The sequence below is a fragment of the Mycoplasma buteonis genome, from assembly GCF_000733865.1.
GTDB classification, from domain to species: Bacteria; Bacillota_I; Bacilli_A; order Mycoplasmatales; family Metamycoplasmataceae; genus Mycoplasmopsis; species Mycoplasmopsis buteonis.
The window spans coordinates 58581-80236 of record NZ_JPOK01000004.1 but is presented as its reverse complement, the minus strand read 5'-3'; the positions used below and the strand labels follow the sequence as shown (position 1 = coordinate 80236).

General features: G+C 28.3%; 15 protein-coding genes and 2 tRNA genes. 11 read left to right on the top strand and 6 right to left on the bottom strand.

Annotation, left to right across the window (positions count from 1 at the left end):
* Positions 1–85: 85 nt before the first annotated feature.
* Positions 86–162: transfer RNA gene (locus tag EI91_RS00320), tRNA-Arg, on the bottom strand.
* A gap of 7 nt (positions 163–169) precedes the next feature.
* A tRNA-Cys gene (locus tag EI91_RS00315) sits at positions 170–244 on the bottom strand.
* Between the two features lie 346 nt (positions 245–590).
* On the opposite strand from EI91_RS00315, the gene EI91_RS00310 reads away from it, so the two are divergent.
* From EI91_RS00310 to gyrA, 8 genes are all read left to right on the top strand, one after another.
* Positions 591–2984: a variable surface lipoprotein gene (locus tag EI91_RS00310; RefSeq protein ID WP_036451825.1), complete on the top strand. Its 2394-nt coding sequence runs from the start codon at positions 591–593 to the stop codon at positions 2982–2984.
* Complete coding sequence (locus tag EI91_RS00305; protein WP_156954217.1) at positions 2875–3492, top strand: hypothetical protein; 618 nt, start codon at positions 2875–2877, stop codon at positions 3490–3492. Before EI91_RS00310 ends, EI91_RS00305 begins: the two co-directional genes overlap by 110 nt.
* Positions 3493–3594: 102 nt before the next feature.
* A complete protein-coding gene (locus tag EI91_RS00300; protein WP_036451820.1) occupies positions 3595–4032 on the top strand; it encodes a hypothetical protein in 438 nt (145 codons plus the stop codon).
* Positions 4033–4363: 331 nt separating this feature from the next.
* Complete coding sequence (locus EI91_RS00295; protein WP_156954216.1) at positions 4364–5401, top strand: hypothetical protein; 1038 nt, start codon at positions 4364–4366, stop codon at positions 5399–5401.
* A gap of 84 nt (positions 5402–5485) precedes the next feature.
* Positions 5486–6511: a nicotinate phosphoribosyltransferase gene (locus tag EI91_RS00290; RefSeq protein ID WP_036451814.1), complete on the top strand. Its 1026-nt coding sequence runs from the start codon at positions 5486–5488 to the stop codon at positions 6509–6511.
* Positions 6511–6870: a hypothetical protein gene (locus EI91_RS00285; RefSeq protein WP_051789145.1), complete on the top strand. Its 360-nt coding sequence runs from the start codon at positions 6511–6513 to the stop codon at positions 6868–6870. The genes EI91_RS00290 and EI91_RS00285 overlap by 1 nt, the downstream gene beginning before the upstream one ends.
* 74 nt (positions 6871–6944) lie before the next feature.
* A complete protein-coding gene (locus tag EI91_RS00280; RefSeq protein ID WP_036451811.1) occupies positions 6945–7361 on the top strand; it encodes an MscL family protein in 417 nt (138 codons plus the stop codon).
* A gap of 145 nt (positions 7362–7506) precedes the next feature.
* Positions 7507–10155, top strand: coding sequence for a DNA gyrase subunit A (gyrA, locus tag EI91_RS00275; protein ID WP_036451808.1), 2649 nt, complete (start codon positions 7507–7509; stop codon positions 10153–10155).
* 492 nt (positions 10156–10647) lie between these two features.
* Here gyrA and EI91_RS00270 read toward each other — a convergent pair whose 3' ends face one another.
* Positions 10648–11121, bottom strand: coding sequence for an ATP synthase subunit B family protein (locus EI91_RS00270; protein WP_036451805.1), 474 nt, complete (start codon positions 11119–11121; stop codon positions 10648–10650).
* The gene (gene secA, locus EI91_RS00265) at positions 11111–14377 is read right to left on the bottom strand and encodes a preprotein translocase subunit SecA (protein WP_051789144.1); all 3267 of its coding nucleotides are present in this window, start codon (positions 14375–14377) and stop codon (positions 11111–11113) included. Before secA ends, EI91_RS00270 begins: the two co-directional genes overlap by 11 nt.
* Positions 14378–14547: 170 nt before the next feature.
* Between secA and trpS the strand changes: the two genes are divergently transcribed.
* The 3 genes from trpS to EI91_RS00250 all read left to right on the top strand — a co-directional run bounded on the left by trpS (position 14548) and on the right by EI91_RS00250 (position 18023).
* Entirely contained in the window at positions 14548–15549 is a 1002-nt protein-coding gene (gene trpS, locus EI91_RS00260) for a tryptophan--tRNA ligase (RefSeq protein ID WP_036451802.1), read from the top strand.
* Positions 15550–15743: 194 nt separating this feature from the next.
* A complete protein-coding gene (thrS, locus tag EI91_RS00255; RefSeq protein ID WP_036451800.1) occupies positions 15744–17489 on the top strand; it encodes a threonine--tRNA ligase in 1746 nt (581 codons plus the stop codon).
* A 30-nt stretch (positions 17490–17519) separates the two neighbouring features.
* Complete coding sequence (locus tag EI91_RS00250; protein WP_036451798.1) at positions 17520–18023, top strand: hypothetical protein; 504 nt, start codon at positions 17520–17522, stop codon at positions 18021–18023.
* Positions 18024–18066: 43 nt separating this feature from the next.
* On the opposite strand, the gene EI91_RS00245 is transcribed toward EI91_RS00250, so the two are convergent.
* Both EI91_RS00245 and EI91_RS00240 read right to left on the bottom strand, forming a co-directional pair.
* A complete protein-coding gene (locus EI91_RS00245) occupies positions 18067–20253 on the bottom strand; it encodes an IdeS/Mac family cysteine endopeptidase (RefSeq protein ID WP_036451795.1) in 2187 nt (728 codons plus the stop codon).
* A 150-nt stretch (positions 20254–20403) separates the two neighbouring features.
* On the bottom strand, positions 20404–21588 hold the full coding sequence (locus tag EI91_RS00240) for a phosphoglycerate kinase (RefSeq protein ID WP_036451792.1): 1185 nt from the start codon (positions 21586–21588) through the stop codon (positions 20404–20406).
* Between the last annotated feature and the right edge of the window lie 68 nt (positions 21589–21656).

Here is a 21656-nt window from a genome sequence, read left to right as displayed (position 1 = left end):
TATCATTAAAACCATTTTTCCTCCCTCAATTTAATAAAAAAATCAAATAAGAAACTTACTTGATTGGTACTATTTACATAATATATGGCGCGCCCGGCAGGAGTCGAACCCGCAACCTTTAGGGCCGTAACCTAACACTCTGTCCAGTTGAGCTACGGGCGCATTTTTTTGGAGGCACCAGCGGGATTCGAACCCGCAATCAAGGTTTTGCAGACCCATGCCTTGGCCATTTGGCTATGGTGCCATTTAATTAATTTAATTGCTTAACTATTATATTACAAACCAAAATATTTTTTATAAAAAAAGTAAAAAATCTAAATTACTGTTTATTTTTTCATATAAAAAATACTTATCATATTTGCTATAAAAATAAAATATTTTCACATTTTTTGAATGAAAAAAACAAATATTGACATTATTTGTGGAAATAATATGGTAATACATTTATTTTTTAAAAAATTATTTCATTTTTATTCTAGATTTAAATGAAAAATTCAATCTGTTTTTATAAAAAAATATAATTTAAATGTAAAACATAACAAATAAGTTTTAGGGCACTTATTTAAATATAATAAAAGAGGTTTTAGAATATGAAATTTAAAAAATTACTTATTTTAGGAGCAACAACTACAATGCTACCTTTAGTTGCTGCTTCATGTCAAACAACTAAAAATGAACAAACACAAGAACAAAAAGATCTTAGAAGCGTCATTGATCTTGCGAAATTAAAATTAACAGTTTCAAATTGAAGTAATGAACACAAAGATACTTTAAGAAAAGGTATCGCTGATGCTTTAGCAATTTTAAGTAAAAAAGATGCTTCAAAAGAAGAGCTTACTAAAGCAAAAGAAGATTTAAATAACTTATATACAACTGTTATTCCAAACCAAGTAAAAGAACAAAAAAATGAAGAAAATAAAAAATTAAATGAGGCTAATAAATCTAAAGTACAAGAAGAATTTAATTCTGATAAAGAAAAATTTGCTTATGAAAATAAAATTAAATCATGAGCTGACGTTTTAAGCAGACCAGAAACCTTCTTTTTAAGTCAAAATGATAGAAAAACTTTATACAAAATTCTTTATAGAAAAGAAATGGACTTAACTAAGAAAAATGTTGTAACTGTATATTACGATTTTAGAAAAGGTAGAGTACAAGTTCAATTACAAGATTCATCACAACCAAATAGCAAAGGTTACTTCAAAAAACTAGGAGCTGTTAAATCAGAAATGATTGCTCCACAATTAGTTACAAATGAAGTGATGGACAAAAAAGAAGAAAAGAAATTTAACTTAGCTTCAGAAAGTCAAGCAAACAATCATTATTCAACAGGTAACCCAGATAATACACTTGATTACACATTTGATTTTTATACAAAACAATTTACTTTAATCTTTAAAGCAGCTTACCGTGAAGCAAAAGATAACTACTCAGTTTATGGAAAAGCAGATGGTGAAGCTTACAAAGTTAAATTTGATTTAAGTGACGAGGCACAATATTTTGATGAAAATAAAGCTGAACTTGATGCACCTCTTCAATTACCAAGAGAAGCTTATGGAGCATATCTAGATGTTAAAACATTCTATGATCAAGATAAAAGAAAAGAATTAGCTAAAGCACTTAACTCATTAACTGATGAACAAAAATCTAAATTAAGAATGCAATATATGTTTAAACAACAAACTCTTATGTTAAGAGTAGAAAAAGACAAAAAATTTGCATTTAGCTCAAAAGCAGGTACATTACCTAAAAACATTCAATTAGGGAATGTTAAATCAAAAGAAAGTTCTAAGTATCCAAATAGCAATGTAGATCTTAAGTTAGATGGTAATAAAGTAATAATTACATACGGATTATTTGATGTTACTGATAAAAGTAAGTGAACTCAAATTGAAGATAATGATAAAAAAGAATTTAAATTTGAATTAGACTTAACAAAAGAATTTGAAGATCTTAAAGAAGAAGAAAGAGTTGCAAAAGAAGAAACTTTAGGACAAATTAATGCTAAAGTAACTGAAGCTAAAGAACTTTTAGCGAAACTAGGTTCTGAAGATACTTATGCAACTGACAAAGAAACTTTAACTGCTAAAATTGCCGAAGCACAAGAAGGTAATGAAGAACTTAATTCAGTAGAATTAAAAGCAAAACTTACTGAATTAGAAAAGAATGTTGCAGCAGTAAATACAAAGTATGAACAACATGAACAAGAAAAACAAGCTTCTAAAGATGCTGAAACACCATCAGAAAATAATGAAAAAGATGGTGCTGGTTCATCAGATTCAGTAGCTTCAGGTGAAGCTGATGGTGCTGAAGAACATCAAGCTGATCAACCTAGTGGTACAGCAGGTGATGACCAAAATAAACCTAGCTCAGATGTAAGTGGTTCTGCTGAAGATTCAGAACCTAAAGCAAAAGGTGAAGAAGAAGACAAAACTTCTTCAGTAGATGGTTCATCAAGTGATTCACAATCAGATCCTGCACCTAGTGCTGAAAAACAAGTTTCACCTGGAAGTCCAGAAGAAAAATCAGGAACTGAAACTGATTCTAATAATCAACAAGGTGACCCTAAACAATCAGGAAGTGAAGAAGAATCACCTAAAGTTACAGAACCAGAAGAAAAAACAGAAGTTTCTGAAGAAAAAAATAAATCAGAACCTGGAGCTGATTCAGTAGAAGATACTTCATCTACACAACAAGGTGAAACTAATTCAGAAGATCCAAAACCTGCTTCATCAGAAACTAAACAAAAAGATTCTGGCGTTGAATCAGAAAGTAAAACTGAAGAAACAACTGTACCGGGTTCAGGTGAAGAACAACAACCTCCAGTAGCTGAAGAAACTGCTCCAGAAGGTAAACAAACTACACAAGAAGGTGATGGAACACCAGCGGCTTCACCGGCTGCAGAAGGAGAAACAGCAGAAAAACAAAATCCATCTCCAGCTACAGCTGAAACAGAAGATTCTGGGAGTAATAGCAGAGGATAAAAAATCAGAATTAAATTCAGAATTTAAAGATTCAAGTTTTTCTACAGGTAATTCAGAAGAGTTGTTTACAAACAAAGAAGTTTATAGTACATCAAATTATAAAGCAGGTTATGAAGTAAACGATTCAAAAGAATTATTATTTGGAATTACTGGAAAAAAGAAAAATGGATATATTAGAATTAGAGAAAAACAAGATAACAATAAATGAGGTAATTTTACAAATCTTTACGAATTAAATAAGGATGTAAAATTCGAAGATTTAATATTAGTTTCTCCAGAAGAAGCGAATGGAGACTTAGCAGAGTTATTTTCAAAAAATAAAACTTGATACCCTTTAAAACTAAAAGAACAATCAAATCTAGATACAAATACATATCAATATACTTTTGAGTATGTTGTGGCACTTAAAAAAGATGGTAAAACTTATATTTACAAAGATGAAGCTGGTAAAAATAAAGTATTTACACAAACAATTCAAACAGTGCAAAAAGTTAAAACAAAAAATTAATATTAGAAAGCAAGAAATAAATTCTTGCTTTTTTTAAATAAAAAATAGTTCATTTTTTGTCAAATTTATTTAAAAAAATACTTAATAAATGAGGAGCAAAAAATGAAAAGAAGCAATTTATATAAAATTTATAAAATCAATGAAAAAATTACCGAAACAATTAGAAGAAATTTTGGTATAAATACCAACTTAATTCTTCCTATAATTTTAGAAAAAACAAACTTATATCTTTTACCAGTTTATAAAATTCAAGAAGCATTCGATAAAGATTCTATTATTCTTTTTACTGATAATGAAATTATTGATTATTGTGTTAGTTTTAATACTATATTAAAGTTAAATGTTAATCAGTTTGAAAATTTACTTTGTAAAAACCAAAATGAAATATCAAATATATCTCTTTCAAATTTTGATATTTATACCATACTATTACAAATTCAAAATTTATTCATAAATAAAGATTATAGTTGAAAAATTGTAAAAATACCTACTTTTTACAAAACTATTAAGAATAATTTGGAGGTAAATTTATTAAATTAATTATAATTATTAAATGAATTACAAATACCAATATAAAATTACTGTTTTAAAAACAAAAAAACTTATTAAACAATTTTTTAATATTTTTTTAATTAAACTATTATTTATTATTGCTTTTGGAGTTTTTTTATCTGTCTCATTGTATACATTGTTAAATGTTATACCTGAATTAAATGAAAAGCTTACAAATGAAAAGATTACGCTAGAGATATTTAATAATCAATATAAAAGTACTATTTTTCAATTTGGTTTATTTTTATTTTTTTCTGTATTATCTATATTACTTTATTTTTGAATCAAATATTATGAGATATCTTTTTGATTTCAAAATTTGAAAAAAGGAAAAATTCAAACCGAAAAGTTTAGTTATTTTTTACTTTTACTTCCTATTTATTCTTTTTTTTACCAAAAGAAAATTTCAACTAAATTAACAATATTAACTAATGATTTTTTAATCAGTCTTGATGATTATGATTTAAATTATTATTTAAGCATTTTAAAATCAGAAAAAATAAGAGGAATCTTTAATAAGCATTTTAAAATTTCGATAATGGATGTATCTTTAGGTTCACTTTTATTAGCATTATTTATTATTGCTACCGTTTTATTAAAGTTAACACCTCTTAGATTTGTTAGTTTTAATTTTGAATTTCTTTTCGCTATAGTTTATGCCTATTTATTTAGATATGTTAAAGGAATTTTTCTTGCATTTCTTTCTGATGCATTAGGAATGGTTGTGACAGGTACAATTGGGCAATGGTACTGAATGTATGCTCTTTCACCAATTTTTATAGTTATATTTAGTTCTTTACTTTTTGATTTATTTCAAAGAAATAAAAAAATTACATTGGTAATTTCTATTCTGATGCTAATTGGTTCTTTTGTTCTTTTAGGAGCTCTATTTTTTATTAAAATTAGTCAAACAGAAGGTAATGACTTTCGAATTTCATCTATTTTTAACCTAAAAAGTTTACCAATTTATGTTGGATACATTTTGTTTTCTGTAGGTCTTATGATAACTTTATTATTAGTTTCACTATCTATATGATTACTTTTTACAAAAGATTCAAAACGTAAGCAAAATTTAACAAGACTTATTTTTTTAATAGCATTAGTGGTTTCTGTTGTTGTTATTGTTCGTTGAATATGAGGACCATATGCTTGAATTAATTTTAGTATGTATATAGGTCGTATGCGTAGCGCAACATATGCAAATGATAAAGATTGATATTTTGGCTTAATGATTCTAATTGCTCTTAAATCTTTTATAGCAATGCCAATTTACGTATTTTTCTTATTCTTTATTCTTTCGCCATTAGAATTTTTAAAGAAAAGATACTTTGAACAAAACTTAAAATTAAAGTATTAACAGTGTCTAATTCTTCGTATTTTTATATAAAATAATATAATTTTATTTAACAATATGTTTGTTAAAGCTAATTGAAAGGATACTATGTACGAAAAAGAAAAATACATTGCTAAGTACTTTAAAAATACACAAACCATTTTAGCTACAAAAATGCCTGATAATATTATTACTTTACAATTTTTTCAAAGAAAAAATGACGTTATGCTAGCTGGTATGTCTGAAGTTTTATCACTACTTGAGGAAGTCACGGATACTTCTAAATATGAAATTAAGTATTTACCTGATGGAACGATTATTAATAATCTAGATATTGTTTTACAACTAACAGGTAAATATCAAGATTTTGGTATTTGAGAAGGTATGATAGATGGAATTTTAGCAAGAAATACCTCTATAGCTACAAATGCTTATCACTGTAAAAAGGCAGCAGGTGATAAAGAAGTTATTTTTATGGGAGATCGAGCTGATCATTATATTACTCAAGAAATTGATGGTAGAGCAGTTGCTTTAGCAGGCATTAAGTTAGTTTCTACTCAAGTTCAACAAGAACAACAAAGCGATTTTTCTAATAAAGATCAAGCTATTTTTGGTAGTATGCCACATATTTTGATTCAAGGTTTTGGTGGAGATGTTGTTCAAGCAACCCAAGCATTTCATGAATGTTTTCCTGAATCTAAATTAATTGCTTTGGTTGATTATCATAATGATGTAATAAAAGATTCTTTACGTGTTTATGAAGCATTAAAAGATAAAGTTTGAGGAGTAAGGTTAGATACCAGTAAAAATATGGTTGACCACATGTTTGATAATGAAGAACCTCAATACGGAGTTAACCCAGAACAAGTCATTAGATTAAGAAAAGCACTTGACAAAGCAGGAGCTAAAAATTATAAAATCATTGTTTCAAGTGGATTTGATGCTAAAAAAATAGAACAATTTGAACAATTGCAAGTCCCTGTAGATTATTATGGAGTAGGGCAAAGTATTTTTAAATTAAGTTGTTCTTTTTCAGCGGATGCAACATTGCTTAATGGTGTTCCACAAGCTAAAGAAGGTCGTGGTTACCGCCAAAATAATGCTTTACAAATTTATAACAAACAAGGAGAATAATGTTAGTAACTAATTTTACAAACTTTTTTGAAGTTTCAGATCCAATATCTAGTTCTTCAGAACATATTTTTAAAGCTCCGCAATCTGTAATAATTTCAATTTTTATCGTTTCTTTAATTTTAGCTTTAGTTTTCTTTGCTATTTATATTAAAATCAGCTTACCAAAAATGAGACAGTATAAGCAAGAACAACTTGAAGATTATAAAAATGAAAATCCACGCAAAAAAAACGTTTCTTACAAAAATTCCGGTTTATATTTACCTTCATGAGAAAGAGCAAAATATAATTCACCGTTATTTTTATCTGTACTTTTTGCTGTTACTTTTGTTTTATTTTTAGTTGCGTTTTTTATTAAATAGTATTGCAATTATTTTATATAATACTTATATAAAAAATTTGAAAAATTTTTTCAAATTTAATATAAGGAGATTTTATGAAAAAATTTAAAAAAGCTATGTCTGATTCTAAATCAATGCTTAAAAAGGGTAATGTTCTCTTATTAGCAGTTGGTTTATTACTTGGTGCAGTATTTGGTGCTGTAGTTACATCACTTGCTCAAGACGTTATTATGGCGCCTATTGCTAAATTGTTCAATTTTGATGAACTTAAATTATGAGTAACAGATAGTGGTGTTAGAATTGGAAACTTTTTAGCAGCTGTTATCGCCTTCTTAATCGTTTCAATAGTTATTTTTGTTCTTTTAATTGGTTACTTTTTAATTGCTAACTACATTAAGGAAAGAAAAGAAGCTAAAAACCCTAAACCAGCACCAGTTGCACCTGCACCTACAACAGATGAGCTAATTTTAGCTGAACTTAAAAAGCTAAATGAAAATTTAGATAAAAAATAATTCAAATGGATACTTAGTATCCATTTTTATTTTTATTATTTTTAGCTGTTCAATCTTGCTTTTAGTAGTAAAAAAAGCAAAAAAATGTATAATTTAATAAAATATTTATATTTTATTAAATATTACTTTTAAGCTAGGAGCAAATATGGATCTTAAAGATAAAAATTCAATTATAGATGATACGAAAGAAACAAAAGAGACTTTAACATTAGAACTTGATAAAGAATACGAATTTGAAGAGGATAATCGCAGAGTTTTTGGAAAGAAAAAAACTGTTGAACTAAAAGAAGAATTTGAAGAAGAGGTAGTTCCTCAAGAACTTGAAGAGTATCAAGTTCAATCACAAATTATTTCTGAACCTACTGATGGACTTGAACCAGTTGTTATTGATTCTGAAATGCGCAATTCATTTTTAGAATATGCAATGAGTGTTATTGTATCACGTGCTCTTCCTGATGCTCGTGATGGATTAAAACCAGTACATCGTAGAATTTTATTTGATATGGCTGAGTTAGGTATAACACCAGGTAGTCAACATCGTAAAAGTGCAAGAATTGTAGGTGATGTTCTTGGTAAGTATCACCCACACGGAGATAGCTCTGTTTATGAAGCAATGGTAAGAATGGCTCAAGATTTTTCAATGAGATATCCTTTAGTTGATGGTCATGGTAATTTTGGTTCAATTGATGGTGATGAACCTGCAGCAATGCGTTATACAGAAGCTAGAATGTCTAAGCTTTCATCTGAAATGCTTAATGGAATTAAAAAAGATACAGTTGATTTTGTTGATAACTATGATGCTAGTGAAGTTGAACCTTCTGTGCTTCCGTCTCGTTTCCCTAATTTACTTGTTTCAGGATCAACAGGAATTGCAGTTGGTATGGCAACTGAAATCCCACCACATAACTTATCAGAAGCTATTGATGCTACAATTGCACTTGCAAAAAATCCTGAAATTACAACTAAAGAGTTAATGAATTACATTAAAGGTCCAGATTTCCCTACTGGTGCAACAATCCTTGGTACTAAAGGGATTTTAGATGCTTATGAAACAGGTAGAGGTAAAATTACTATTCGTTCAAACTGTGAAGTAATTGAACACGCTAACGGAAGAAGTAAAATTATTGTTCGTGAAATACCTTATGCAGTTAGAAAAACTACTTTAGTTCAAAAGATAGCTGAGCTTCATAAAGATAAAATTATCGAAGGTATTTCGGATTTACGTGATGAATCTAATCGTGAAGGAATAAGAATAGTTATTGATGTTAAACGTAACGTTAACCCTCATATTCTTTTAAATAAGTTATACCAAAAATCATATTTACAAAATAACTTTAATGTTAATATGGTTGCACTTGTTAAAGGTGAGCCAAAATTGCTTAATTTAAAACAAGCATTAGAAATTTATTTAGAGCACCAAAAAGATGTTGTCACACGTAGATTAAAATTTGATTTAAATAAGGCGGAAGAGCGTGCTCATGTTCTTGCTGGTTTAAAAATTGCTGTTTCTAACATTGATGAAGTTATTGCAATTATTAAAGGTTCAAAAACAGATCAAGAAGCACAAAATAAACTTGCTGACAGATTTAGTTTAACTGAAGTTCAAACTAAAGCAATTTTAGATATGAACCTTAGAAGATTAACTGGTTTAAATATTGAAAAAATGAACCAAGAAATTTCTGATTTAGAAGCAGAAATTAATCATATTAAAGAAATTTTAGCTTCTGAAGAAAAACTACTTGATTTAATTGTTACAGAATTAACTGAAATTAAAGAAAAATATGGTGACAATAGACGAACAAAAATTGATGAATCTGCAGCTGGCAATATTTCTGATGAAGATTTAATTGTTGAACGTGAAATTGTAGTTACAGCTAGTGTTAACGGTTATGTTAAACGTGTTGATTTAGAGGATTATAATTTACAAAACCGTGGTGGTGTTGGTTCAGTTGGTATGAAAACATATAACAATGATGATATTTCAATGCTTGTTCAAACTTCGACACATACAGATTTACTTTTATTTTCTAACTTTGGTAAAGCGTATAAAATACGTGGACACCAAATTCCAGAAGGTTCAAAACAATCAAAAGGACTTCCATTCATTAATGTTATTCCAAGCCTTGATGTAGAAAATGGTGAAAAAATCGTTTCTATGCTTGATATTAAAGATTATTCAGAGGATTTATATTTAGCTACTTTAACCGAAAAAGGATTATTTAAAAAATCTTCTTTAAGCTACTTTGAAAATATTCGTGCTAATGGATTAAAAGCTTTCTCACTTAAAGAAAATGACTTTTTAGTACGTGCTCTTGTTGTTAGTGATGATGATTTAATTCTTGTGGCTAATAATGATAAAAATATTGTTAAATTCAACTGTTCTGATGTTCGTCCAATGGGAAGATCAGCTTCAGGAGTAAAAGCTATTAATTTATCAGAAAACCAAAAAGTAATTTCATGTTCTTCAAATAAAGATGGTGATTTAATTTTATCAATCGGAAGCAAAGGATTTGGAAAGCTTACTCATCATGATGAATATCGTTTAACAAAACGTGGTGCTAAAGGTATTACGGGTATTAACACTACAAAAGCAGGACACTTAGTATTTGCTCGTTTTGTTTCTATGAGTGATGAACTTTTAATTATTACATCTTCTGGTATTACTATTAGAACAAAAATTAATCAAATTAGTGAAACTTCACGTAACTCAAAAGGTGTTAAGATAATTAATCTAAAAGACGGTGATGAGATTGTTGCTATTGATGTTATTAAAAACGAAAGTAATGAAGAATAAAACTGGTTTTTAGACTTAAAATGTGGAAACATTCCACATTTTTTATTTTAATAAAAATTAAAAAGTTAAAAAAATAGGTGAAAAAAATATAAAAATTACATTTTTGCTTTTTAAACTTTTTTATGACTAAAAATCTGTTTAATTTTTCTAAAATTGAGAATATACTTTTAATGAGGATTTAAAATCCTCAACAGAACTCTATTTATTTTTTGATATTTTATTTTTATATTTTCTATATCTATTTATCGCTTATTAAAGAAATTTCTAATTTGATTTATTTCAAAATTTCTATCAAATATTTTTAATATAAATTCATTCATTTACTTTTAAATTAAGTATTTCTTAATTTCATTTATTTTGTAAAAGGTTTTCAATCATAAGTGTTGTCCTTTTTATTAAACAATTATAATTTTTTTCATATTTCATTTAAATAATAATGTAAAAAGCACTTCGTGTGCTTTTTTTGTATAAAAAAATGCCACATTGTGACATTTAATTAATTGCATTAATAATAATTGCAATGACAGGAAGAGTTAAAACAAATCAAAACAGTAAAGCAAAATAATAAGGGAAATTAGTATAAACTTTATTAAGTTTATTTTCTCTTTGTGCTTCTTTTTCAGCTTGCATTTTTAAATAAACTTTTTTCTCAGTTTCAGTCATTTTCTTTAATTTTGCTTCTTGTCTCATTTTTTTATTAGTATCTAGTGAATCACGAGTTTTATTAATTGTATGTCTTAAAAAACCTCATTTAAATACTAAAATTAATAAAACAATTAGAAAAGTAATAAAACTACTTACGCTAAAAGCATCTAAATATTTAGAATTGTTTGGTACATTTTTGTAACCCAAAAAGCTAACAAGTAAAAATAAAACTAATCAGAAAATTAAAAATGAAAAATTTATAATTCAAAATCTTTTTGAAGTAAATTCAAATCTTAATTTATCTTTAAATTTATTTTTCATTTTCTTTTACTGCTTTTTTCTTTTTAGCAACAGGTTTTGCATTATTTTTATTTTCTTTTTTATCTTTTACATCTTTAGCTTTTTTTGTTTCTTTTTGTCTTTTCTTAGCAGGTTTTTCACTTGCTTTTTTATTTTTTACAGAAACTTTCTTCTCTGTTGTTTTTTCTTTTTTATTTACATCTTTTTCATTTTGTTCGTTAACTACTTTTTTTGGTCTTCCACGTTTTTTAGGAGTGTGTGTTTGAGTTTGCTTGTCTTCTTTTTGCTCAATAAAACTGTTATCTGTAATTAAAGGATTATCTACTTGTTTAGCTATTCCTAAATCTTTTTCATATCGAGCTATTTTTTCTTTTAGATAATTAATTTTATTTTCTTCATCAATAACTTGTTGCATAATTCTGCCTAAGCGAAGCAATAGCATCATATTTTCAGGCTCAACTTCAGTTTGTTTAATGATGTTTTGAGATTCTTCATTAGTTTTTTCGTGCTCTTTTAACAAGCTTTCTAATTCATTTTTAGTTTCTTCTAGCTTATTTTGAAGTTCTTCCTCGAAAGTTAATTCAACTGCTTGCTTTGGCATTACTAAAAACTCATCATTTATTTGCTCTGAGCTTTGTGAACTATCAAAATCTACTATAAGACTATTTTCATTATCTTCTAATTGATTAATATTTTCTTTTTGCTCTTTACCATCTGCATTTTCTAAATCTTTTTCATTTATTGAAGAGCTATCTTGCTGCAATTTAGCTTCTTGTTCAATTTCATCTAAACGTCTTTTTACTGAATAATAAAGTTCTAAAAGTTGTTGCTCTTGTTGTTCGACATCAAGGTATGGATCAAAATAAAATGTTCTAGAAATTTGTTGAAAGACAGAATCATTTCTAATTTCTTTAGTAATAATTGATTTTTTACCAATTCGATGACTAAAGATTTTAAGCATTACACCATAAGCAATATCTTCTAACATGAATTTAAAAGTTTTTGTACCTTCATCGGTATAAACTTGATATGGATTTTTTTGTGAATATTGCACTAAGTTAACGTTTGAACGTAATTTGTCCATCATATTAATATGTCTTTGTCATTTTTCATCCAAAGTAGTTAAAATGATTTCACGTTCAATTGCTTGCAATTCTTCTGAAGAAGAATTTTCTAAAGCATTTTCTTTTCAATGTGAATAAACAGTTAAAATGATATTCGCTATATATTCAGGTAAATCATTTTCGTGAATTTTATGAATTTCTTCATAATCAAAATTAAATTGAACTAATTTCCCAATATTTTCGTTTAAAAATTGTGTAAGTGCTTCATAGTTATAAGTTTTATTATGTAAGTAATACTCTCCACTATGAACAATCGCTTTCGCTGATGATTCAATCATTCTTCGAACTACTTGATCTACATAAGGAGTTGTTAAGATTAAATCTCTTTGTGCATAAATTAAATCTCTTTGTTGACGAATAACATCATCATAGTTTAAAACAGATTTACGAGAATCGTAATTAAACCCTTCAATTTTTTTCTGAGCTTGATTGAAAGCAAATCTTAGGTTTTTGTTTGTAATTTCTTTACCTTGCTCGCTTTTATATGCATCAGCAAAATTTTCATAGTTTGAAAAACGCTGCATTAATTGATCTTGAATTGACACATAAAATTTACTGGTACCTACATCACCTTGACGCCCACTTCTTCCACGCAACTGATTATCAATTCTTCTTGATTCAGCTTTATCTGTTCCTAAAACATATAATCCACCAAGTGCGATAGCCTCTTTAGATGGTTTAATGTCCGTCCCACGTCCAGCCATGTTAGTTGCGATTGTAACAGCTTTAACTTGTCCAGCTTGTGAAATAATTTCTGCTTCAGATGCATTTTGTTTTGCATTTAAGACAGTATGAGGAACTCCTCTATTTAATAAAATATGGTGCAAGATTTCTGAATCTTCAATTTGAGCAGTACCAACTAAAACAGGTTGTCCTTTTTGATAAAGTTCTTGAATTTTATCAGCAGCAGCTTGTCATTTATCATCATAAGTTGCAAAAATTGCATCAGGTTCATCAATTCTTTGAATTGGTTTATTAGTTGGAACAACATTCACACGCATATTGTAAATATCGATAAATTCTTGTTCTTCAGTTTTTCCTGTTCCTGTCATTCCACACAGCTTTTTAAACATACGGAAAAAGTTTTGATAAGTAATAGTTGCAAGAGTTTTAGTTTCTGGTTCAATTTCAACCATTTCTTTAGCTTGTAAAGCTTGTTGTAAACCTTCTGAATAGCTCCGACCATCCATAATACGACCTGTGAAAGCATCGACTAACTCAATTTTTCCTTCACGAACAATGTACTCTACATCATTACGCATAATTTTATGAGCTCTTAAAGCATTAGAAACTAAGTGAACTGTTTCTGAATTTTCAATATCATAAAGATTTTTTACTTTATAAAAAGCGTTTGCTTTTGCAATTCCAGAGTGAGTTAAGTTAATTGCTTTACTTTCGTCATCAATTACGTAATCACCATTACCTAAAGTACGAACAAATTGATCTGCAGCAAAATAACTAGAAATATCTTCTTGTTCTCCACCTGAAATAATCAAAGGTGTTTTAGCTTCATCAATTAAAATAGAATCAACTTCATCAATTAAACAGAATTGTAATCCTCTTTGAACTTTTTCGCTTGCTGATCCAACCATGTTATCACGTAGATAATCAAAACCTAACTCAGAGTGAACTGAGTAGGTAATATCACAAGCATAAGCTTCACGCTTCATACTTGGATCCATTTGTGCTTTATTAATACCAACACTTAAACCGAGAAAATTAAAAACTTGACCCATTTCTTCGGCATCACGTTCACTAAGATATTCATTAACTGTTGAAACAATCGCTCCCTTACCAAGAAGAGCGTTTAAATAAACAGGAGCAATTGAGGTTATAGTTTTACCTTCACCTGTTTTCATTTCTGCAACAGAACCTAAATCTAACAATAATCCACCTAGCATTTGCACGTCATAAGGGCGTTTACCAAGCACACGTTTTGTTGCTTCACGAGAAACTGCGAAAACATCATTTCTAATCTCTTCTAGCGTGTGTCCTTTTGCAAGAAGAGATTTAAAAAAATCAGTCTGTGCTTTTAATTCTTCATCTGTAAATTTTTCAACAATATGTTCTATTTCGTTAATTTTCTTTAATGATCGTTCTGCAATCTTCATTTCGGAAGTTTTAAAATCAAAAAAATCTCTTATTTTTTTCATAATTGTTTTAATTATACCTAGTTTTATAGATTTTTAGCAGAGTAAATCCCTTATTAATCTAAAAAATAAAATGATTTTTAGCTTCAAAATTTGATAGTTATAAAATTACTTTTCTAAGCTAAATGGATTATATTTTAATATAATTAATAAAACAAATTCGAGAGGAAAATATGCAAAAAAAATTAGTTAGCGGAATTAAACCAACTGGTGATTTAACATTAGGGAATTACATTGGTGCAATCCGTAATTTTATTCAACTTCAAGATGAATATGAATCATACTTTTTTGTAGCTGATTTACACGCTTTAACAACTGGTACAGTTGATGCAGCAGAACTTAGAAAAGGACGTAAAACTATCGTTGCTCTTTATTTAGCTTGTGGTTTAGATCCTGAAAAAGCTACAATTTTTTATCAATCACAAGTAGAGGCGCACGCAATGATGCAATGACTTTGTGCATCTGAAACAACAATTGGTGAGCTTCAAAGAATGACGCAATACAAAGATAAGGCAACTAAATTAAAACAAACAAATGGAACTAATAAAATACCAACTAACTTATTAATGTATCCAACTTTAATGGCAGGTGATATTCTTTTATATAATCCTGATATTGTTCCAATCGGTGAAGATCAAACACAACATTTAGAGTTAACTAGAAATATTGCTGAAAGACTTAATTCAAAATATAATACCTCTTTTACCTTGCCTGATGGATATATTCCCACTGTAGGAGCTCGCATTAAATCTTTAACTGATCCTACTTCAAAAATGTCTAAAAGTGAACACGGAACTAAATCAACTATTTATCTTTTAGAAAATCCACAACAAGCTTATAACAAAATTATGAAAGCTGTAACTGATTCAGAAGGTAAAGTATATATTTCAAAAGATAAGCCTGGTATTTTAAACCTTTTAAATATTTATGCAGCTTTAACGAATATTTCAGTCGAATCAGCAGCTGAAAAATTCAAAGATGCAGATTATAAACAATTTAAAGAAGCTGTTGCTACTGAAGTAAAAACTTTACTTGAAAATATTCAATCTAAATATAATGAAGCTTTAAAAGTTGTTGATCAAATTACCGACCGAGGAGCGATTAAAGCAAGTATCATTGCTAATAAAAACGTAAATAAATTAATGAAAAAAATGGGACTTTACTTTAAAAAATAAAGTAAGTTAATTTTAGTAATCTAGTTTTAACAAAGAACTAAATTTTTACTCGTTTTTTCTTATTTTAAAGTTTTAAAATCTTTGCTATATAATTTTAAATAATATTAAAAACATATTTGATATCACTGACTTTCTTAGCAGTATGTACAAAATGAAAAAGTTATATAATAACGTTACCTAAAATAGGAGAAAAAATGAAAGCTAACAAACATTTAAACCACACAACAAGTCACCTTTTAGCTGCAGCAGTCCTTAGACTTTATCCAGAAACAAAGTTAGGTTTTGGTCCTGCAACAGACGAAGGTTTTTACTATGATTTTGAATTTAAAGAACCATTAACAGATTCAGAATTAAACAAAATTGAAAAAGAAATGAAAAGATTAGCATCAAGAAACTTAGAAATGAAAGAAGTTTCAATTGATGGTTATGATTTTGCTAACAAACCATACAAAAAAGAGTTATATGATGAATTAGTTGCTAAAGGTGAAACAATCACTTTTTATGCACTTGTTGATCCGCTTAACCATAAAGTAATTTTTACAGATTTATGTGCTGGTGGTCATGTTGAATCTACTAAAAATATTAAAAACTTTAAATTATTATCACTAGCTGGTGCTTATTGAAGAGGAAATAGTGACAATATTCAATTAACTAGAATTTATGGTACTTCTTGAGAAACTAAAGAGGAACTAGATTCTTATTTAGAAATTTTAAAAGATCGTAAAGAAAGAGATCACCGTAAAATAGGTAAAGAACTTAAATTATTTACTTTTAATAAATTAGGTGGTCAAGGTTTACCGTTTTGACTTGAAGACGGAATGTACATTCATAATGAAATTCGTAATTTAGTGCTTAAAATGGATCGTAAATATGGATTTACAGAAGTTTTAACACCACATTTTGGTGAAGAAGAGCTTTATAAAATTTCAGGACATTTAGCACACTATAAAGATGACATGTTCCGTCCAATTGTCGTGGAAAATGAAAGATTAATTCCACGTCCAATGACTTGTCCACACCATATTTTATGTTATAACACAGAAAAACGTTCATATCGTGATCTTCCTATTCGTTATTCAGAACAATCTCAATTATATCGTTATGAAAAATCAGGTGCTCTTACAGGTCTTGAACGTGTTAGAGGGATGCTTTTAACAGAAGGACACCTTTTTGTTCGTAAAGATCAAATTGCTGATGAATTTAAATCAATGTACTCATTAATCAAAGAAGCATTAGCAATTTTTAAAATTAATATTGCTTACGTTTCACTTAGTCTTCGTGATCCAGAAAATAAAGAAAAATATTACGAAGATGATCAAATGTGAAATGAAGCTGAAAGTCAGTTAAGAGATGTGCTTAATGAACTTAATGTTGAATATGAAGAAAAAGTAGGTGAAGCTGCTTTCTATGGTCCTAAAATGGATATTCAAATCTTTACTGCTTTAGGACACGAAATTACTGTTTCAACATTACAACTTGATTTCTTATTACCTGAAAGATTTGACATTACTTTTACAAATAAAAATGGTGAAGACGAACGTCCAGTTATGATTCACCGTGGATTAATTGGAACATACGAAAGATTTGTTGCTATTTTAATTGAACAAACAAAAGGTGTTTTACCATTTTGACTAGCTCCTAAACAATTCACTGTTATTCCAGCTACAAATGACAAGGAAGATTTAGAATACGCAAAAGAAGTTAATTCAACTCTTTTTGAAGCTAACTTCCGTAGTAAACTTGATGATCGTGATGAACGTTTAGGTAAAAAAGTTCGTGAAGCACAGATGTCTAAATCTAAATATCAAGTAATTGTAGGTGAAAAAGAACGTCAAGATAACACTGTTTCATACCGTGCTTATGGCTCACAAGACACTCATACAGCTAAATTAAGTGATTTTGTTCTTGAAATGCTTAAATTAAGGGAATCTAAAAAATAGATAAGCCTAGCTTATCTCTTTTTTATTAAAATGAAAACACAGCAAAAAGTTAAAAATCCATTAAAATGATATAAATTAAGCTTAATTTTAACAGCTGTTATTCTTGGTATTCTTGGAGTTATTTTTAGCAACAACATTTTTCAAATAAATCTTTTCCCAAGTAACCAAACTAGTGGTAAAGCACCAATTGTATATTACGGTAGAATTATTTTAAATCTTATTTATACACTAATTATTTTAAGCTTAGGTTTAACTCTAGCCTTTAAAAACAAAATTTCAGCACTTACTGTCCAAAATTTAATTTTTCTAAGTGGTGTTTTTGTAACTTTTACTTGAATTCCAGTAACTGTAGTTGAGAATGTTAGCGATCAAAAACAAGAAATTCATTATGAATGATTATGATATAAAGGTGACGTATTTGTAGTTTTTACTATTTATGCTTTTAGTTATTTTCTTTCATTTAAATTAATTACAAATCGTAATATTTATCTAATTAAACAATGATTTAGAAAGAAGCACATTAGCGGTAAGTAACTAAATATAAAAACGAATAAAGCATTGCTCTATTCGTTTTTTATTATTTAACATTAACTTTTAATACTTTCGTTTGTGTATTATTAAACTTATCAGTTGCTTGATATTTAATGTTGTATGTACCTTTTTTATTAATATCAAAAGTATCATCATTAATTAGGTTAACAGTTACTTGATCATCTTTTCCAATTTCTTTTTCATATCAGCTTTTTCAAATGTTTTGACCAAGTGATAATCTTTCAAGTGAAAGAATTGTTCAAGAATATTTTAAGTTATTTGCTAATCCATCTTTTAGTTGAACATCACCTACTATTGAAGCTGTTCTGTTATCATCAGAATATAAAACTTTCATTCTTTGAATTTTTTCTCTTCTAACATTGGCTCTATTAACTTCATCGCTATCTGAGTAATAAATGTATTGAACAATACCATCAGAATCAAATTCTGCACCTCAAAGTGTTACTGCGTGGTTATATCTATCTCTTGGTTGAATAGCAAATGTTACGGCATCATTAGCAGCAAAGGCTTCTTTAATATAATCGCTTAATACATGTTTAACATCAGTAACACCACCAGCAATTTTTCTGTAGCTAACTAATGATTCAACATTTGCTTCATTAAACACTTTAGGGAAGAAACCTTTAAAGTTTATAGCATCTTGCTGCATGTCTGATTTAATTGGGTTGTCAAATCTATTATCTTTAACTCCTGAAAGTAATCATTTTGATCCAAAAATTGAGTATCCACTTTGGTTATTGAAGTATTGTACTAAAAAATTCAAAATAAAAGCATAATCTTTAGGGTTATAACTTTGCAAGATATTTTTACCATTTAACATAAGTTTAATATCTTCAGGGTGTGCTTTATAGTAAGCTTCGATGTATTTTCTATTTTGTTGAATTCATCAAAGCATTGTGTTACTTGCAGCAGCTGCTCAGCAACAACGAGCGTCTCCACCACCATTACCAAATTCACGTTCTTTTGTGCGTCCATAATCATCTGGTAAATATCATTTATTGGAATCAAATCAGTTACCATTATCACCTAACATAAAAAAATTTCTTCCTTGCGAATCAAATCATTGTTCTGTTGGTGGAGTTTCATCTTCATCAAAAATAGATGGTCCTTTTTTAAGTACTTTGTTATATCCTGGAAAAGGAGGTAAATCAATCCCTTTTACAGTCATAACGTTATATTCGTTCATTTTGTTAGTTTTTTGGACTGCTTCATAAGTTGGATCTATTTGGTAAAGATTAGTTAAATTAAAGTTACTATCTCCTTTATTAACAGTTATTGTATCGCTTGTAAAATTAAACATATTTTTAATTTGTTTTGAAGGATCTGTTGGACGCTCTTCACTTACGTGTGAATTATTTTGCGATGAGGTTGTGCCAGAAGGATTTGTATTTGAGCCATATGAACTATTTTGTTGATTTTGTTTTTTAAGCTTTTCAATTTCTTTTTGTAATTCAGAAACTTGAGATTGTAACTGAGAAGTTTGTTGTTTTACAGAACTGATTTCATTATCCTTGCTTGAAATTGTTCTGTTAAGCTCATCAATTTTTCTTCTTAACTCACTTATTGTACTTTGGTTTTGAGTGTCTTTATTTGTGAGTTGTTGGTTAGAGTTTGTTAACTGAGTAACTTTATTTTGTATCTCGGTTAAAGTTTTTTGTAACTCTTGTAACTGATTATTTTTCTCATTAACACTTTGTTCTAATTCTGCAATTCTATTATCTTTTTGTTGATCTGCACTATCGCTTTGTGGATTGTTTTGATTACCATTTGATGTAGAACCATTATTATTTTCATTTTTTCGTTTTTTAAGCTCTTCAATTTCTTTTTGTAATTTTTGTGTTAATTTATTAATTTCTGCAATTTTAGAATCTTTTAAGTTAATATCACTAACTAACTGTGTAATTTTTGCTGTTTTTTCACTAAGTTGTCTTTCTAAATCTATTACTTGTTGAGATTTATTACTATTATTTTGTTTCTTAAGTTCTGCAATTTCATTTTTTAAAGTTGCAATATCATTTTGATATTGATTTATAGCTGTAATTTTACTATTAAGTTCTTGTTGTAATTGAGTAATTGCTGTATTTTCAGCATCGTTTTGATTAGTAGTGTTTTCAGTTTTTGAATTATCATTTTCTTGACATGATGCAGCAATCATTGGAGTTGCTAAGGTTATAACTGAAATAGGATAAATAAAAAATTTTTTTAATTTCATTTGTATCTCTTTTCTTATGAATATATATATATATATATATATTATAAAACTTATTAAAAAAAGTTTATTTGTGAAAATCTAATATGAAAATTATTTTTAAAACAAAAAAACGAAGTTATTTAACTTCGTTTGCTAATTTCTAAATTTAAATTATTTGTTTTGTACTGATACTACACCTGGAAGTTCAAGTCCTTGAAGTAATTCTAAACTTGCACCACCACCTGTTGAAACGTGTGAGAATTTGTCTTCCATACCTAATTTTTCAACAGCAGCAACTGAGTCACCACCACCAACTACTGAGTAAGCACCTTGAAGTGAAGCGATTGCTTTACATACTGCAAGTGTTCCTTCTTTATAGTTTTCAAATTCTGTAACTCCCATAGGTCCGTTTCATACTACTGTTTTAGCACCTTCTAAAGCAGCTTGGAAAGCTTTGATTGATTTAGGTCCTAAATCAAGTCCCATGTATCCATCTGGAATATTTTCTTCAAATACAGTTGCTTTAACGTCAGCAAATTCTGTAGCGCATGCGTGATCTGTTGGAAGAATTAATTTATCTTGATATTTGTTAATAAAATCTTTAGCTAATTCTAAGTAATCATTTTCAACTAATGAGTTACCAACATTGTATCCTTGAGCTTTTAAAAATGTGTACGCCATTCCACCACCAACAATCATTTTGTCAGCAATTTTAATTAAGTTTTCTAATACTTGAATTTTATCTGAAACTTTAGCTCCACCAATAATTGCTACATAAGGGTGTTCTGGGTTCTTAATAGCTTTTTCTAATGAAGAAACTTCTTTTTCCATTAAGTAACCTAATGCACTTTCACTAATGTTTGATGCAATACCAACGTTTGAAGCGTGTGCACGGTGTGCTGTACCGAAAGCATCATTTACAAATACATCACCAAGAGAAGCTCAGTATTTACCAAGTTCTGGGTTATTTTTGCTTTCAGCTTTATTATTTAAATCTTCATAACGTGTGTTTTGAACAAGAATAACATCACCGTTTTGCATGTTAGCAATTGCACTTTCTAATTCTGAACCACGTGTTTCGCTTACAAATTTCACTGGTTTTTTAAGTTGTTTAGCTAATTCTACTGCAACAGGTTGTAAGTTTTTGCTTGCTAAATCTTCTTCTGATTTAACTCTTCCCAAGTGTGAAAATAAAATTGCTTTTCCACCGTCATTAACAATTTTTTGAATTGTTGGTAAAGCAGCAGAAATTCTTTTAGTTGATGAGATAACTCCGTTTTTAACAGGAACATTGAAATCCACTCTAACTAACACTTTTTTTCCGCTTAAGTTTAAGTCGTTAATTGTTTTTTTCATAACTCTCCTTTATATTTTGATGTTAAATCAATTATATTAAATTAAATTTAATATTTTTGTATCTTAAT